Annotated in this window: 19 protein-coding genes, 1 tRNA gene and 1 pseudogene; 3 read left to right on the forward strand and 18 right to left on the reverse strand. The window is 52.7% G+C overall.

Annotation, left to right across the window (positions count from 1 at the left end):
- The first annotated feature begins 196 nt into the window (after positions 1 to 196).
- Positions 197 to 1,585 carry a cysteine--tRNA ligase gene (gene cysS / locus EPIR_RS05365; RefSeq protein ID WP_023654294.1) on the forward strand — a complete coding sequence of 463 codons (1,389 nt, stop codon included), beginning with the start codon at positions 197 to 199 and terminating at the stop codon, positions 1,583 to 1,585.
- Between the two features lie 83 nt (positions 1,586 to 1,668).
- Here cysS and adhP read toward each other — a convergent pair whose 3' ends face one another.
- From adhP to folD, 3 genes are all read right to left on the reverse strand, one after another.
- Positions 1,669 to 2,685, reverse strand: coding sequence for an alcohol dehydrogenase AdhP (gene adhP, locus EPIR_RS05370; RefSeq protein ID WP_023654295.1), 1,017 nt, complete (start codon positions 2,683 to 2,685; stop codon positions 1,669 to 1,671).
- A gap of 195 nt (positions 2,686 to 2,880) precedes the next feature.
- The gene (ybcJ, locus tag EPIR_RS05375) at positions 2,881 to 3,093 is read right to left on the reverse strand and encodes a ribosome-associated protein YbcJ (RefSeq protein ID WP_023654296.1); all 213 of its coding nucleotides are present in this window, start codon (positions 3,091 to 3,093) and stop codon (positions 2,881 to 2,883) included.
- A complete protein-coding gene (gene folD / locus EPIR_RS05380; RefSeq protein WP_023654297.1) occupies positions 3,093 to 3,959 on the reverse strand; it encodes a bifunctional methylenetetrahydrofolate dehydrogenase/methenyltetrahydrofolate cyclohydrolase FolD in 867 nt (288 codons plus the stop codon). Before folD ends, ybcJ begins: the two co-directional genes overlap by 1 nt.
- 181 nt (positions 3,960 to 4,140) lie before the next feature.
- On the opposite strand from folD, the gene EPIR_RS05385 reads away from it, so the two are divergent.
- A tRNA-Arg gene (locus EPIR_RS05385) sits at positions 4,141 to 4,217 on the forward strand.
- Positions 4,218 to 4,318: 101 nt separating this feature from the next.
- Here the strand turns inward: EPIR_RS05385 and EPIR_RS05390 are convergent.
- The 13 genes and pseudogenes from EPIR_RS05390 to EPIR_RS05445 all read right to left on the reverse strand — a co-directional run bounded on the left by EPIR_RS05390 (position 4,319) and on the right by EPIR_RS05445 (position 11,521).
- Positions 4,319 to 5,170, reverse strand: coding sequence for a DUF4942 domain-containing protein (locus EPIR_RS05390; protein ID WP_023654298.1), 852 nt, complete (start codon positions 5,168 to 5,170; stop codon positions 4,319 to 4,321).
- 172 nt (positions 5,171 to 5,342) lie between these two features.
- A complete protein-coding gene (locus EPIR_RS05395; RefSeq protein WP_048696967.1) occupies positions 5,343 to 5,849 on the reverse strand; it encodes a DUF5983 family protein in 507 nt (168 codons plus the stop codon).
- Positions 5,846 to 6,229 (reverse strand): TA system toxin CbtA family protein, encoded by a 384-nt coding sequence (locus EPIR_RS18860; RefSeq protein WP_023654300.1) that lies wholly within the window; start codon positions 6,227 to 6,229, stop codon positions 5,846 to 5,848. The genes EPIR_RS05395 and EPIR_RS18860 overlap by 4 nt, the downstream gene beginning before the upstream one ends.
- 54 nt (positions 6,230 to 6,283) lie before the next feature.
- Complete coding sequence (locus tag EPIR_RS18865; protein WP_023654301.1) at positions 6,284 to 6,652, reverse strand: type IV toxin-antitoxin system YeeU family antitoxin; 369 nt, start codon at positions 6,650 to 6,652, stop codon at positions 6,284 to 6,286.
- 31 nt (positions 6,653 to 6,683) lie between these two features.
- Positions 6,684 to 6,905, reverse strand: a complete 222-nt coding sequence (locus EPIR_RS05410) for a DUF987 domain-containing protein (protein ID WP_023654302.1) — start codon at positions 6,903 to 6,905, stop codon at positions 6,684 to 6,686.
- A 9-nt stretch (positions 6,906 to 6,914) separates the two neighbouring features.
- Positions 6,915 to 7,388, reverse strand: coding sequence for a RadC family protein (gene radC / locus EPIR_RS05415; RefSeq protein ID WP_023654303.1), 474 nt, complete (start codon positions 7,386 to 7,388; stop codon positions 6,915 to 6,917).
- Positions 7,389 to 7,397: 9 nt separating this feature from the next.
- On the reverse strand, positions 7,398 to 7,868 hold the full coding sequence (locus tag EPIR_RS05420) for an antirestriction protein (RefSeq protein ID WP_023654304.1): 471 nt from the start codon (positions 7,866 to 7,868) through the stop codon (positions 7,398 to 7,400).
- Positions 7,869 to 7,980: 112 nt separating this feature from the next.
- Positions 7,981 to 8,089, reverse strand: a pseudogene (locus EPIR_RS18060) (DUF932 domain-containing protein); the annotation flags it as partial.
- 111 nt (positions 8,090 to 8,200) lie between these two features.
- Positions 8,201 to 8,611: an IrmA family protein gene (locus tag EPIR_RS05425; RefSeq protein ID WP_048697028.1), complete on the reverse strand. Its 411-nt coding sequence runs from the start codon at positions 8,609 to 8,611 to the stop codon at positions 8,201 to 8,203.
- 38 nt (positions 8,612 to 8,649) lie between these two features.
- Complete coding sequence (locus EPIR_RS05430; RefSeq protein WP_023654307.1) at positions 8,650 to 9,102, reverse strand: YfjS/YafY family lipoprotein; 453 nt, start codon at positions 9,100 to 9,102, stop codon at positions 8,650 to 8,652.
- A gap of 31 nt (positions 9,103 to 9,133) precedes the next feature.
- Positions 9,134 to 9,766, reverse strand: coding sequence for a hypothetical protein (locus tag EPIR_RS05435; protein WP_023654308.1), 633 nt, complete (start codon positions 9,764 to 9,766; stop codon positions 9,134 to 9,136).
- Between the two features lie 4 nt (positions 9,767 to 9,770).
- Positions 9,771 to 10,472, reverse strand: a complete 702-nt coding sequence (locus tag EPIR_RS05440; RefSeq protein WP_023654309.1) for a WYL domain-containing protein — start codon at positions 10,470 to 10,472, stop codon at positions 9,771 to 9,773.
- A gap of 212 nt (positions 10,473 to 10,684) precedes the next feature.
- Complete coding sequence (locus tag EPIR_RS05445) at positions 10,685 to 11,521, reverse strand: GTPase family protein (protein WP_476729623.1); 837 nt, start codon at positions 11,519 to 11,521, stop codon at positions 10,685 to 10,687.
- Here EPIR_RS05445 and EPIR_RS19325 point away from each other — a divergent pair.
- Positions 11,477 to 11,578, forward strand: coding sequence for a hypothetical protein (locus EPIR_RS19325; RefSeq protein WP_476729622.1), 102 nt, complete (start codon positions 11,477 to 11,479; stop codon positions 11,576 to 11,578). The two genes, EPIR_RS05445 and EPIR_RS19325, sit on opposite strands and share 45 nt — an antisense overlap.
- 209 nt (positions 11,579 to 11,787) lie before the next feature.
- On the opposite strand, the gene EPIR_RS05450 is transcribed toward EPIR_RS19325, so the two are convergent.
- Positions 11,788 to 13,782, reverse strand: coding sequence for a UvrD-helicase domain-containing protein (locus EPIR_RS05450; RefSeq protein WP_023654311.1), 1,995 nt, complete (start codon positions 13,780 to 13,782; stop codon positions 11,788 to 11,790).
- A 5-nt stretch (positions 13,783 to 13,787) separates the two neighbouring features.
- Entirely contained in the window at positions 13,788 to 15,815 is a 2,028-nt protein-coding gene (locus EPIR_RS05455; protein ID WP_023654312.1) for an ATP-dependent nuclease, read from the reverse strand.
- Position 15,816: the final 1 nt, after the last annotated feature.

Genomic DNA, 15,816 nt, shown 5'->3' on the forward strand with positions numbered 1-15,816 from the left:
CCGGAAGTGTAGACAAAAGTCTTCCCCTGGCGGCAGACGGCTTTTATACCACAAATTGTGATGGCTCGTCAGCAACGCTGCAACGTGGGGCTGGGGGATAACCCTGCTTTGCGTAGCGTTGCACGAAAAAATACGTCAGAATGTCTCATTAACCAGTTTATCGTTAACCCGCACACGCTTAAAACGGAATGTCTCAATGCTAAAGATTTACAATACCCTGAGTCGTCAAAAAGAGGAATTTAAACCCATACATGCCGGTAAAATCGGTATGTACGTGTGTGGCATTACCGTTTACGACCTGTGTCATATCGGCCACGGCAGAACCTTTGCCGCCTTCGATGTGGTGGCGCGCTACCTGCGTTATAGCGGCTATCAGCTGAAATATGTACGTAACATCACCGATATTGATGACAAAATTATCAAACGTGCGCAAGAGAACGGTGAATCTATTGAGCAGTTGACCAACCGTATGATTGGCGAAATGCATAAGGATTTCACCGCGCTGAATATTTTGCCACCGGATCTGGAGCCACGCGCCACGCGCCATATTGCAGAGATCATCGAACTGGTAGAGAAGCTGTTTGCCCGCGAACATGCTTATGTTGCCAGCAATGGCGACGTGATGTTCTCCGTCGACAGCGACCCGCACTACGGTTCGTTGTCGCGTCAGGATCTGGATCAGCTTCAGGCCGGTGCGCGCGTTGAGGTGGCCGCCGATGTGAAGCGTAACCCGATGGACTTCGTGCTGTGGAAGATGTCCAAAGCCGACGAGCCGGGCTGGGCGTCTCCGTGGGGCAACGGCCGTCCAGGCTGGCATATTGAGTGCTCGGCGATGAACTGCAAACAGCTTGGTGAGCATTTTGATATTCACGGCGGCGGTTCTGATCTGATGTTCCCGCATCACGAAAACGAGATTGCCCAGTCCACCTGCGCCCACGAGGGGCCGTATGTGAACTACTGGATGCACTCCGGTATGGTGATGATTGACCGTGAAAAAATGTCGAAATCGTTGAACAACTTCTTTACCGTGCGCGATGTGCTGGAACACTACGATGCGGAGACGGTGCGCTACTTCCTGATGTCCGGCCACTATCGCAGCCAGCTAAACTACGGCGAAGATAACCTTAACCAGGCGCGTTCGGCGCTGGAGCGCCTGTATATTGCGCTGCGTAACACCGATACCCACGCGACACCGGCCGGTGGCGAAGAGTTCGAGGCGCGTTTCCGCGAGGCGATGGATGACGACTTCAATACCCCAGAAGCCTATTCGGCGCTGTTTGACCTGGCGCGTGAAGTCAACCGCATGAAGGCGGAAGATCCGGCGGCAGCGGATGGTCTGGCGGCGCGCCTGCGCGTGCTGGGCGGCGTGCTGGGCCTGCTGGAGCAGGACCCGGAGCAGTTCCTGCAAAACGGTGTCAATATCAATGATGAAGAAGTGGCGCAGATTGAAGCGCTGATCCAGATGCGTATCGATGCACGTAAAGAGAAAAACTGGGCGCAGGCCGACGTGGCGCGTGACCGTCTGAACGAGATGGGCATTGTGCTGGAAGACGGTGCCGGTGGCACTCGCTGGCGTCGCAAATAATTTTAAACAAGCCTGTAAAAAGCCCTGATAACGTCAGGGCTTTTTTTTTGCGGATGGCCATCTTCAGTCTGGGCAGCGCGGCGCTAATGGGTGCTGTTAAAATCAATCACCATACGGCCGACGATGTTACCGCTCTCCATTTCATGGAAGATAGTGTTGATATCCCGCAGCGGACGGCGGGTGATTTTGGGGACAACTTTGCCTTCAGCCGCGAACTGGAAGGCTTCAGCCAGATCCTCACGCGTGCCGACCAGCGAGCCGACGACCTGAATACCGTCTAGCACCAGGCGCGGGATATTCAGGCTCATCGATTCAGGCGGCAGGCCCACGGCCACAATACGGCCACCGGCGCGCATCGCATCCACCGCAGAGTTAAATGCCGCTTTGGCAACCGCTGTGACCACGGCAGCATGTGCGCCACCTGTGCGTTGCTGGATAAGCTGTGCCGCGTCTTCATGACGTGAGTTGATCACCATATCGGCTCCCATCTCTTCGGCAAATTTCAGCTGGGCATCGCTGACGTCAACGGCGATAACTTTGGCATTAAACACATTTTTTGCGTACTGAAGGGCCAGATTACCCAGACCGCCGAGGCCATAGACAACCAGCCATTTTCCGGGGGAAATACCGGAGATCTTGACCGCCTTATAGGTAGTGACACCGGCGCAGGTGATGCTGCTGGCGATCGCAGGATCGAGACCGTCAGGTACCTTAACCGCATAATCCGCCACCACGATACACTCTTCGGCCATGCCGCCATCGGCTGTATAACCGGCGTTGACGACTTCGCGGCATAGCGTTTCATTGCCGCTGTTGCAGTATTCACAGTGACCACAACCTTTGAAAAACCACGCCACGCTGGCACGGTCGCCCGGCTTTAGTGAGGTAACGCCCGGACCGACAGATTTCACTACGCCAACCCCTTCATGTCCAAGGATAACGCCGGTCTTATCGCCAAAATCTCCGTTTTTGACGTGCAGGTCAGTGTGACAGACCCCGCAACACTCCATGGTGAGCAGGGCTTCGCCATGCTGTAGCGGACGGAGCGTTTTTTCTACCACATCAACCTGATGATCGTGAGTGACGACAGCAGCTTTCATCGCGAACCTCTTCATTTTATAAAGTGAATAGCACCAGCTTAACGCTAGCGTTCAGCCATATATTGATATACATCAAGCCACCACAGTATAGACGGCGGTGAGGTATCGGATGATGAAGAGATAAACGCTGAGTTTGCTTATAGACATAAAAAAAGCTGCCCAAAAGGACAGCCTTCGCGCGTAAGACAGATTCAATCAGGCGGTGACGGTTACGCTATTACCGTCAAAAGCCACCTTCTGACCGACGACAATCTTGCAGCGCTTGCGGGTTTCCACCGCGCCGTTAACCGTAACATGGCCGTCAGCGATAAACGATTTTGCCATTGCGCCGCTCTCGACCCAGCCTTCCAGCTTCATCAGGTCACAGAGATCGACATAGGGATGATCGCCCAGAGAGAAAGTTGCCATTATGCTGATACTCCATCGTCATTGTTTTCGCAGGCTTGCAGGGTGTTCTGGATCAGGGTGGCAACGGTCATCGGACCCACGCCGCCCGGTACGGGAGTAATCCAGGACGCGCGCTTAGAGGCCTCGTCAAAATCGACATCGCCAACCACCTTTCCGCTTTCAAGACGGTTAATACCGACATCAATCACGATCGCGCCTGGTTTGATCCAATCGCCGGGAATAAAGCCGGGTTTACCGACAGCGACAACCAGCAGATCGGCGTTTTCAACATGCTGACGCAGGTTTTTGGTAAAGCGATGAGTCACGGTAGTGGTGCAACCGGCAAGCAGCAGTTCCATACTCATCGGACGGCCAACGATATTGGAGGCACCTACCACCACGGCATTCAGGCCAAAAGTATCAATCTTGTAACGCTCCAGCAGCGTAACGATACCGCGTGGCGTACAGGGACGTAGCGTGGGTGCGCGCTGGCACAGGCGGCCGACGTTATAAGGATGGAAGCCGTCTACATCCTTAGCGGGAGAGATATGTTCCAGAACGTTGGTATTGTCGATACCGGCAGGCAGGGGCAGCTGCACCAGGATGCCGTCAATTTCTGCGTCATTATTCAGCTCGCTAATCAGATCCAGAAGCTGTGCTTCGCTGGTCGTCGCAGGTAAATCGTACGAGCGTGAAAGGAAGCCAACCTCTTCACAGGCACGACGTTTACTGCTGACATAGATTTGTGAAGCCGGGTTTTCACCAACCAGGACTACCGCCAGACCTGGCGCTCGTTTTCCTGCGGCTACGCGCTGCTGAACTAACCCGGCAACCTCATTGCGAACCTGTTGCGCAATCGTTTTACCGTCAATAATTTTTGCTACCATCAGGGAGAGGATCCATCTGCGTTAAGTTAAATCGGGAATTGCCCCTATTTTGTCAGAAGCTGGCGACGCTGTCAGGCAGAGATTGGCAGGATATTGCTCATTACTTCAGCATCAGACGCCAGGCGGCAGTAAAATCGTTGACTCAGCAGAAGCTGGCCGTATAATTCGACGCATTCACTATGCGCCCTTAGCTCAGTTGGATAGAGCACCGGCCTTCTAAGCCGTAGGTCACAGGTTCGAATCCTGTAGGGCGTACCAATTAAATCAATCGGTTACACTAAACCCCCTCTCCTGAGTCATATTCATCAAAAATTTATGTAACGGCTGGTGTAAGTAAAATTTCTCAACGCAAATCAACGTTATCTTGAACTAGCCAGCATCCCTGGATAGTGCTTTGCCACAATATCATTCATCTTTTCTGTCAGGTCGATCCGTTTAAAAGTGATGTGCGCGGTTCCTTTCTGAAAGTAGCGTATCGAAAAATACTCATCGTCGAAGATCTCCGATGCGCTTTTATGGTTAATGTGCTCACTTAGTCTGACCGTCACATCGTTACGATTTTCCGGAATGGGTTTTCCATCCAGCAGAAACAACATGCGTTCCAGGTCAGCCAGTTGATCCCTACGCCATCCCCAGTTGAGCTTAAATCCCCAGCGGTTGTGATCCACCAGGTTATTTACAATAATCTTTTTGCCGAACTGGCAAGGCGAGTTCGTTTTGTAATCCCATGATAATCCCTTAAACACGTTGATAATCCCCCGCTCAAACACATCCGCTTTACTGTGATGCAATTGCTCAAAAGTGCTAAGAATGTTGGCTTCGCTGATCTCAGGAATATCGTCACCGTCGAGATTATTATCCCATTGCTTACGCGCCTGAGCGTCCATCAACGAGATCATCCCTGATTTTTGCATCAGATCACGCCAGATGCTGCGATCAAGATTACAGGTAATGGTACTCATTGCAGTTTTCACGTTTTCCATGAGCCAGCAGCCACAACGAAAGTCCTGACGCATCGCCCAGTCACGGGCAGTTTTGCCACCGATACTACTGGTCAGCGTCGAGATGTCGGCAAGTTGCTGGATGAGTTCTTCAATCTGTAACAGTGCCGCATTGCGGCCTGTCACGATACGTTCAATGCTGGTGGAGTTGATGATTTCGGTATGACCAGTTATTACGTCGGGGTCGTTATTGACTTGTATCTCAGACATGGATTATTTCCTTTATATCAATGCAAAGCGCCAGCCGAATGAGGGCTGGCGCTTTGCAGGTTATGTGTTTTGAGTGGAGATATCGTTGCTCGCGTTGTCGATTTTCGCCTGCAAGAAGACAGCCGTATCTGGACGAGTCTGGTTTTTCCGTCAGGTTAAGAATGAGCGCGAACTACCAGTCGAAGGTGGTAAAGCCGGGGAGAATGTCGCCAAAGGAGTCAAAGTGAATGGTGCTGATGGCATAGCGACGTATCAGCGTCACAAGCAACTTACGGCAGGCTTTCGACAGCCCACAGCGTTTCAGGCGCAGAACCGGGAATGCCCAGGCATCGAGGCGTATCAGATAACCCGAGCCCGTGTAGTGGACCCATTCTGCATCACCATAATCCTGATATTGCTGGGAAAGTGTGTGCAGCAACGCATTGTCTGCGTCGGTGATATGGGCGGTACTGCACCGAATACCGTTAGTTCTGGCGGTCACTGGCAGAGGATCTTCAAAACTGATTTCACCAGGTGTACTGGCAATGCGAAGTGTGTAACCATTGTCGTTGACCACATTTATAAGCTCATCAATTATAAGCTCATCAATTTCAACACCGTCCACATCTACGGCGATTTTGCCCATGTTGAGCGCCAGGACGTTAATTCCATCAGCTTCAACATTCATTGAGATTTTCAATGGTGTTGATCCAGCCGGCTCATTTTGCCACGGGTAATGTCACTGACTACTTTATAACCACAACGCTTCATCAGACCGGTGGCTTGCCTGGCGCGGAGAATATCGATTGGGGTGATAAACGGTGACTGCTCCATAGTGGTGAAACCAGGCTGATCAGTGCGCACCAGTTCATACTTCTCCACCAGAAAGTTCACCGCATCACTGAGGGAGATCCCAGCGTCGATATGCTCGCGAATGGTGATTTCATTGCTGAATGGAGTATCACTGAGCGTCAGACCATAGTGTTGTTCGAGCAGATGCGTCAGCATTTTTTGCCATATTTCAACAGGTGACGGGCAGGACGAAGCCGTCCGTTGCGGGGTTAAAGGTAAAGTTTGCATGAGTTGAGTTCTCTTCAGATTAACGATTTTGTGCAGTAAGTACGACGAAGAAGGTCACACAGGTGAGCACAGGCTGGTCGGGTAAATGGCAATATAAACATACCCGTAAGAACCGAGGGTGTCGGCTTCGCAGGTCAGGCCATTGTGGTTCAACGTAACGCAATGTTGACGACGAGGATTGAGATCTCCCGAGAGCAGCCTGAGTTCAAGCTGTTTAAGCATCAGCGGAAATGCCTGGTCGAGTCGCAGCGCGTCATCCTCACTGAATGCACCATTAAAGCCAGCACGGTCAGCCAGAAAATGCAGACGATTGCCTTCCTGCACCAGACGCGCACCAAAGACGGGGGTAACTTCGCGATTCAATCCCCATTGCAGGCAGGGTCTGGCCTCCGGTGGTGTACCGGCCAGGGCGACAGATTTCATTTATGTATTCCTTTATAACGAAGAGGGAGTGTTAATTGAGCGTGACGCTACGCAGAATGACATACGGGCCGTTGCGGTCCTGGCGGCGTTCAGCAAATACCGCCAGCACGCCAGTAATATCCTGTACTTCGCGACCAGCGTAATGACAGATGCTTCCGCTCCATTTGTACTTACCGGTGCAAAAGCGAAACAGGCGGGAATCAGAATGCTGACGGTAGAGTGTCATCGCCTGGCGCTTACTGATGATTTTCATGGTGTTTCCTTACAGCCAGCCGCATTCAGCAAACGACACGATATCGCTGCCACCCACCACAAGGTGGTCCAGCAGACGGACGTCTACCAGGCCGAGTGCATCCGCTATTCGCTTTGTTACAGCCCGGTCGGCCTGGCTGATATCGGTCGTACCGGACGGATGGTTATGGGCAATGATGACTGCCGCCGCGTTGTGACGCAGAGCCGACTTCACCACCTCGCGGGCATGGACTTCGGTATGGCTCAGCGTACCGGTAAACAACGTTTCCCATTCAATCAGGCAGTGCTGGTTATCAAGATACATCACGATAAACACCTCCCTTTCAAGGTTAGCCATCTGCAGCTGCAACCAGGTTTTGGTAAAGATGGTGGAGGTAAATGATTCCCCCGGCTGGCGCTGGTATTTCTCCAGCAAACGCAGGGCACGGCGGATGATACGTTGTTCGTTAAGCGGAAAGCACGGAGATAAGGCGAGCTCAGACATACATACTCCTCAGTCGATTATCGCCATAATGGCGCGGCACTCAGCGTGTGCCAGTGCATAATCCCGCAGACGGTAATAGTGCTCCGTCATCGCATCACACTCCGTACGACAGGCATGGTGGCTGTACGCCATCAGACAGGCGGCGATACCGGCAGCTTGCGCACTCAGTTCAGCGCCGTTACCGTTCATCTGGTTAAACAGCGCCCATTTTTCACCATCATCACATTCAGGTGCCATAAATGCGCCGTCGTTGCTGAGGGTATAAAACTGCCAGATGCCGCCGCCGTAATCGACACACAGGCGGTCAAGCCAGGCAAAGATACGCGGCTCCAGCAAAATCCACTGTGGGATAGCGCCGAAGTGCTGCGGCCAGAAACGGAGACGTTGTTCATCGGGTACAACAGTGGCAGCCAGAGCTACAGGGTTGTTATCAGCCACCGGGGTGAAAACATCGGATGAGTGGTTAGTTTCGGTGTTCATAATGGTTATCTCCGGATAATAAAAAGCCAGCCGGTAAGGGCTGGCGGGAAAGTGAATGTCTGAGTGAAACCGGTTATGGCTTACGGATACCGTAACTGGCGATATAGCGGTTATCTTCGTTGAAGACACTTGGCACGTAATGCCGCCAGCTCCTCACGGGTGAGTGGCCGGTCACGGCGAACGAGATTGACCGCCCCAAAGCGGCTGGCTAAACGAGTCATAGGTGATTCCTTATTGGACGATTAAAAACAAAAAGGCCATGCTTCCCGAAGGAGGCATGGCCTGGTGTATGGCAGAATAATGGTGTTAAAGCGGATGTAAGTCCGACCGTGTTACGATGCTTTATTCCCGGCAACTGAAACCGGTAGTGGCTGGTAATACTGAGAGTCAAAAACAGACAGCGGCAGGTCAGACTGATAGCCGTTGCGTTCTTCAGTCGCTTTCATGATTTCAACAGCACTGACGTTTTCAACGCATTCATGCTCCAGAAAAGCCTCCTGAGTACGGGTTGCATCGCTGTTGCCGAACGGAGCAACGTCCATAGTACCTGTCGCCAGCGTGTTACCCGCTTTGTCTTTCAGTCGCAGCGAAACAGCCAATGGGCCAAAACCCACACCACTACCGCCGTTATCCAGGCGGAACTGATACGCACAGATGTTACCGGGAGTCCACACCGTATCGGTGTTGCGGATGCTGATATAGCGTTGTTCATCTGCGTAAGCGGATGACGGATGGCACAGCATTAAACCTGTAATGACAGATAAGGCTTTAGCGAATCGGCTCACTGATGTTGCTCCTGATTTTGAGGTAAGTAAACTTTGCCCATTTCCTTGCCATCGTGAGAATAAACAACGTACTTCTCGCCGGTATAACTGTCGGTTTCTTCGCGAAAGCTCAGGGTGATATTGCTCGCAAGACACAGGGATGCCATCAGCGGCTGAACCGTCTTTTCCCGCATATCGACCAGATAGTAATAATTACCCGCTTTGCATCCTTCCGGCGATTTGCGGGTTTTAATAACCTTGTATTGTTCCGCCCCGAAAGCGTCTTTCTTCACCCACTGATTAGCAATATCTTTCTGGGTTGACACCACGTCGCTAAAGCGGGGAGCTGTCAGGTCTTTAAACCCGCTGATGGCTTTTACTTCGGCATCATCTTTGTTGTCGCAGCCTGAGAGCAGCGCAGACAGCCCCAGAATCAATGCTACAGTAACCTTCTGATAATCCTTGCTCATGTTAATTTCCTTCATTCCCAAAAACGTCGTATCAACAGTTACCTGTGCGGCGACATAATTCTGCCAGGCTCTGCTGTGCCACCCATTGCTGGAGCTTTTGGTCTTCTGCCGAGCGTTTAGCCGCCAGCGCCGCTTGCTGTTGTTTATTCACACAGTTATCCGGCATGACCATAACAACCTCAGGGCTGAATTGTTGCCTGACTTTAGCCAACTCGTTATCCACATTATCGGCGCGAGGATAACCATAGAGAACACTCCGCTCGGCCTCGTCTCTTGCCCAGAATTTGTTATCAATAATGGCGAAATAGCATCCATTCCCGTTGTTCTCTCCCTGGTAGACTGTTTCAATATCGTTGTAATTACCGCTAAGCGGATTCAGCTTTAGTTGACGAATAGTGTGGGTTTTCTTATCGGCCAGGAAAATTGCACCACCGCCACGGGTGCGTAACAGGAACTGTTTTGTCCATGGGTAGTTATCAATCACGCTGGCCTGATAGAGCATGTTGTGCAGCGTGTTGTCATCCATACCATCGGCTGATTTCCAGCCGTCGGCCTGCATGTATTGCCAGGCTTTCACAGTGCCGACGGTGTTTCCAGCGTCAGCCGGAAAAACAGTACCCAGGCAAAGGCAGGCAGCCAACACCGTCGTGGTCAGAAATTTCATGTGGTTATTCCTTATGAGGTATAAGCCCGTCGTCAGTCGCGACAAGCAATGAGTGGAAAAAGCGAAAGTGAGGTAACGCCTGAAGAAAATCTGTGCGGGACAGGATGTCGCGCACGGCAGTATCCGGGGTAAAGCTGTCGTTGTGGAGCGTGACAGCCCTGATATCGGCAAGTGGAAATGCGGCAACTCGGGCCTGATGCTCGCCTGTCAGATACCACTCGCCTTCACGCAACACCAGACGATAAGGCGCGAGGCCTGTACAGCGGCAACCACTTCCCAGTAGCGTCACCTTCCGATGTTCCGATATAGCGCTTACCAGCCGGGTGAACACGCCCGAGTCCGGGGATGGCACCAGGGCCGCCCCCTGCCAGATAAGACAGGGGGACTCACCGGGACCGCTCAACAGTGAACTGACCAGATGGTTATCCATATCAGGAAACAGAGCTTCAACACCTGACTGACGGGCAAAGGTCATTACCGCCAGTTCCCGCTGTCGGCTGCCAGATAACAGACGGCACTGGCCTTTGCGATACTCCAGGTCCAGGTACATCAGCCGTTCACGAAAGTCCCGACGCAGGGTACGAACCGACACACCAAATTCAGTTGCCAGCGTTCGCAAATCCAGCGTTTCACCCGCCACCAGGCGGCTGATAATTAACGACAGCCGGACGGCAAGCCGGTCATGGCGACGTTCAGCCTGAGTCATGAGATTGTTACTCCAGCAGGATAATTGGCTGAAAATAAAACGATTATTGTAACGAGGGGGTGGGACAGGGAATGGACACTCGAAGACGTATTTTTTACGGTTACCGTAATCAACCGTGACGAGGTGTAGATAGAAAACAGACCAAATTCGATAGCGTATAAAACGTCAAAACGGACAGGGTATGTCCCGGTGATAATGGCAGGTAAACCAGGTCAGAAGAAAATCCAGTCCCAAACGGCACGGGCAACGGAAACCACGACCTCACGGACGGTACGGATGACCGATTTTAGTGGTGCGGGGATAAACGATGCCGCTTCCGCAGAATCAAACACCTCCCCGACCACATTACCAAAGCCCTCACGAGCCTGCTTTTTTACCGGCTCACTGCATAACCTCCCGTGCAGTTGCGTCACCAGCGGGCTGGTGGCACGGTCAGGCAGGCTGCGCATCATCGTTTCTACCATTGCAGGCAGATTCCATTCTGTTCTCGCTGAAACGACACATACCGGATGATGCGGTGAAAACAGCTGGCGAATGGACTCCAGCCTGGCCTCAATATTTACCAACTGAGGCGGGGATGGTGCATTGCCGGTGACATACCATTCATGGCATGGCTCGATTTTGTCAGCCTGGTTAACGACAAAAAGCACCCGCTGCTGGTGGTCAGACATCACCCGACGGTAGAAACGTTCATCCACGGAAAACGCACGATCATCAGCTTTAATAACCCACAGAATGAGATCCAAGTCAGGAAGGACTTTGCGATACAGAGATTCATATTCGCTATCCCGTTGCTCACTCTCGCCCACACCGGGTAGGTCTACCAGTATCAGGCTATGGTCGCCGCTGCTAAGACGCAATCGAAGCACGTCACGAGTGCAGGCGTTGACATCGCTGACGGGCGTGACTTCGCTCTGGAACAAAGCATTACACAGACTACTTTTTCCTGAGCCTGTTTTGCCCATGATGCCGATGACCGGCTCGTAGTGGGTAAGTTTTTGAATATGGTCAAGGATGAGATCACACAGGCCGTGAGGAAGCGAAGCCAGAGGCTTCTCAAAGGCCAGAAGGCCGTCAGGTTTATTCATACAGAGTTCTCAGCGTGAAAAACAAAAATCCCCGCAATCCGGTAAGGATGCGGGGGACTCACAGAGATAATATCTATCTGAAATTATTTGGAGTGCTAGTCGAAAGCCCGTGGCTGTAGTTGTAACGGTTTTAGAGTGTCGGGGCTGACAGGCTGCTCTGTGAAGCGGGCATTGCTAACATCATGGTATGTTAATCTATGGGGAGCAGGTCACTATTGCACTAATTTTTAGGAATCTACAGGAGTGCAGCAATCGATAATCGTCCACCCACGATCTGCGAGGATACTAAGTTCTTCTTCGACAAATGCATCCTTGCGCATCGCTATGCATAAGAGGTGAGTCGGGCGCGTCATAGCCACATAATGGAGCTTCAATCGGCCAAGCATGCGCGAGCCCTCAAATACTGTCCTACCTCTCTTGTTGACTGTCGAACCGCCAGTCTTCATCCCGAGCAACCAAGGTTTTAGTTCACTCAAATGATGATCGAAATAGAAACTGTCAAGAACTAGCGTCGCGGTGTGCGTCTCACCTTTAACTGAATGAATTGACCCCAGTCGGATCCGGACCTGAGGGGAATCGGTTGGATAAGCTAAGAGATTGGTGCTCCGTGTGAGAATTGCCTCCCCTTGTTGCGGTGTGTTGATCTGTGGCCACGCGAGGAAGGCCCCTACACCGGCATCAAGCACAGCAGAGCCGCTCAGCTGTTTGACGCTAGTCACGACGAGCGGGAGCGCTGCTGTCTTCCAATTGACTTGCGTGATCTCTCCACGACTTGTCAGGATCATCTCTTGCAGCGCGAGATAGCTTGTAAGTCCTTCGGTCTCGGCCAACAGCTCGACCACCCGGCGATGCGGTGATTTTCGTGAGATCCTGCTGTGTGTGCCGCCAGCCAACTCACTTGCTGCCAGCAATGCTGAGGCTGTCGCATTGACCAGCTTGTCACTGTTGCTACTGCCAGGCGTCTCGAACCGTGCGCGCGCCAGATATTGCGCGAAGCTACTCGGCGTTGCCTCCTTTCGTATACTGCTGGGATCATAGGTCGGCACGTAGTGACCCATGGCGTGGGGCACCCGACCATCCTCTTTAAGTTCGTGGACTCCGGCGACGGCGGTAAACTCGCCACTTTCTAAAGCTGTTGCGTCGAATGATTCAATGAGATACGCGCCATAGCGGGGGAGAACTGATTGCACCGACACATCGTCAAATAGGAAGATCGTTGGTGCCTTCGGATCGGTATCTATTCGGGGCGGTGGACCAGCTCCAATCAGTGCTTGTGGAGTTACGCCGAGGCCCTTCACCTTATCTGCGAGCTCTTGGGAAAAGCGATAGCTGCGCGGAAGCGCGTGGACGGCAGTGCCGGGGAACGGATCGGTGCTCGCACCTTCGAGTCCGGCCCGCGCGTAGATTGCCTGATTAGAATCGCCAAATCGCTGCCGCCGTGACGGAGAATCGCCAGCGCAGAAGATGCGGTGCAACAGCGCTGATTGTTCTTCGCTATTGTCCTGAGCCTCGTCAATGAACACCAGTGGGAAACGCCGACGCAGATCCATTGCTGTCTCTGGACTCTTGTCGAGCAGCTCATTGGCCCACACGAACATCTCGTCGAAGCAGAAATAGCCTTGCTCGCTGAGCGCGCGACGCGCCTCAAGTAGCACCTGATAAGTCGGCGTCTGTGGCCCGAATTTGCCAGTATTGCCGCCAGAGTAGTCGGGTTGGGTGTAGATTAGGCATGTTTCCGTTAATCGATTCTGTTGCAGCGCCCAGCGAGTATTCCTCGGGATCATACTCCAGCGCTTCATAAGGGCGATCTGCGTGTCGATGCAACGCACCTCTATACCCTTCGAGCGCAGCCAGGGCAGTGCCAGATATTCATTGACGAACGAATGGATTGTCCCGACAAAGTGTGGATAGCGGGCGAGCGCGATACCGGCGGCCGAATTGCTGAGTTTAGCGCTGATCTCGTTACGTGCTGCGTTGGTGTGCGAAAGCACGCAAATGCCTTGCTGGCGATATGGCCAGCGCATTGCCAATACCGCTAGTTTAGCGACAAGCAAGGTTGTCTTCCCACTGCCCGGACACGCTTCGAAATCGACCGTGTCGAGATTTAGCATTGCTTTTAACCGGCTATCGTCGCCACCGACTGGAGCGAATCCGTTGGGCCCTAACCCCATAAGTGCAGCTGCCCAAGCAATATCCTGTTCGCGGATGAGGTCATCGAACATTGAGGTTAGGCCTCTGCCACGGGGCCGTTGGCCGGTACCGGTACGTCGAATGGTGTAGTTACATGTGCGATAGCTGCTACGGTATAGGGTGGCAGTTGGTTGCGCAAAGTGTCCGAGTCAAGCTCACCGGCCTCGACATCTTTCTCTAACAACTCTGCCAGATACTGCGCGGCGATCGCCTTCGATGCTCCGTCAGACTCAAATAAAGCATACACATGCGACCCGAGCGTCTCTTGGTCGGGCGTAGTATCCGCGATAGCCTGATAGGCCGTGTCTGCAGCCGCGATGATATCGGCTTGGATGGCTGTTCCAGCATTGAGCCGGTCGTCCGCAAGCGCAAGCGATGCCGCTTGGTACATATGCTTCCCGAGACCATGGAACGCGAGATCATATTCGAGCGTCCATTCGTTCGCAACAAAGGTCTCGACCTTCTGACCCGAAGCTTTAGCACGGCGATTAGTGCGGTGCTGCTCTAATGCATCACCGGGAAAATCTGCCTTGATTCGCCATTGTCGCTTCGACGGAGGCCTAACTGGCACTGGTTGGCCCGCTTCGAGCTTGCCGACGATCCATGGTGCTACGTTAGGCATCACGTCCATGTCTGTGATGCACGCAACCGGAATGTTAATCACTCCGTCCTTCTCAGGGTCCTGTCGCATGAAGATTCGTGCATAGCGGCCAAGGCCGAGACCGCCAACATTTACCACCGACACGCCATGGAGATGGAAATCGCGGCCAAGCAGTCTTGCTAGCACTGGCAGCAGAATATTTTCGGCATCGCCTTCGACAACTAACACGGCCCGTGCAAATAATAGATTTGCCTTGGTCACGTCGAGGAAACGCTCAAGGAAACGATAGTCAGATGGGCTGAGCTTAGTTTTGCCTTTGCATAGAGGAAAAGCGCGACCACTTTCTATCAACGCTATATTGTCAAGATGCAAGTCTGAGGCGAGGTTAGGGCTGTGTGTTGTGACGATGATCTGGATGCGTTGATGGTCGGCTCGTTCTTTTTTAGCCTGCTCCTGCAAGAATGACATGAGGCGAAGCTGGCGCTGAGGATGGAGATGAGCCTCAGGCTCTTCAATCAAGAGCAACGGAAAGCCGTCACTTTCGGCTGCGAGCAACAGTAGCTCACAGGCCATGAACAGTAGATTGTTTGATCCAAGTCCTCGACTGTGATGGCTATCAGCTTCGGCTGAACCAGTCAAGGTAAGCTCAAGTTTTTCCAGTAGTTGACGTAGCCTGAGGCTGTCTTCTTGTGTACCGGCGACGCCGATCCTTGCCAACAGCATATCGTTGGCGAATGACAGTGGTGCAAGATAGTCTTCGTTGAGACGCTTGCGCGCTTGTTTGATGCCTTCGCTCTCGCCAAATAAATGGCTGGCATAGTCACCGAGCCCAAGGACACTCAGCATTTTCGGATCGACTGGCGGATCAAGATGTTTGTCGAATGCGATGCCAGTGTCGCGTATCTCCTTTGTGTACTGGAGGATTTGTGATAGCCGTGATCCTCGGCCTGCGTTCATCGCACGTTCCGCATCGCGTAAGGGACGCAGATAGGTTGCGGTCAACAGCGATCTTGCCCCAAGATCAAGCAATGGTCCGTCCCCCATAGCACCGGTGCGCCATTCGGGCGGAAGTATCCGGCGTGAGCTTCCTTCCTTGGTATTGCGCTTTGCCACCCAAGTGATGATGAGTACGGTTTCGACTGCGTCACCGATCGTTTTATAGGTCAGAAATTCTGAAAAGGCACCGCGATCGGCCGTGGTAAGTCCACAAAATGTCAGTCGGATCACGACCTGGTCCGCGCGTTCAGAGCCTGGCGCGGCTTGGTGGAAATCATCCGGGTCAATGCGCAGCACATCCTGGTCACGGGTTCCTAGCACCAGCCGGATCGCATCAATCACTGCCGTCTTGCCTGCATCATTCTCGCCGACCAATGCGGTAAGGCCGGGATTTAGCGGCAGCACAAAGGCTTTTTCGGTGGATCCGAACAGCCGAAAGTTCTCAATTTGAATTTCTGAGATATACATT

It is taken from the genome of Erwinia piriflorinigrans CFBP 5888 (assembly GCF_001050515.1).
Classification (GTDB): domain Bacteria; phylum Pseudomonadota; class Gammaproteobacteria; order Enterobacterales; family Enterobacteriaceae; genus Erwinia; species Erwinia piriflorinigrans.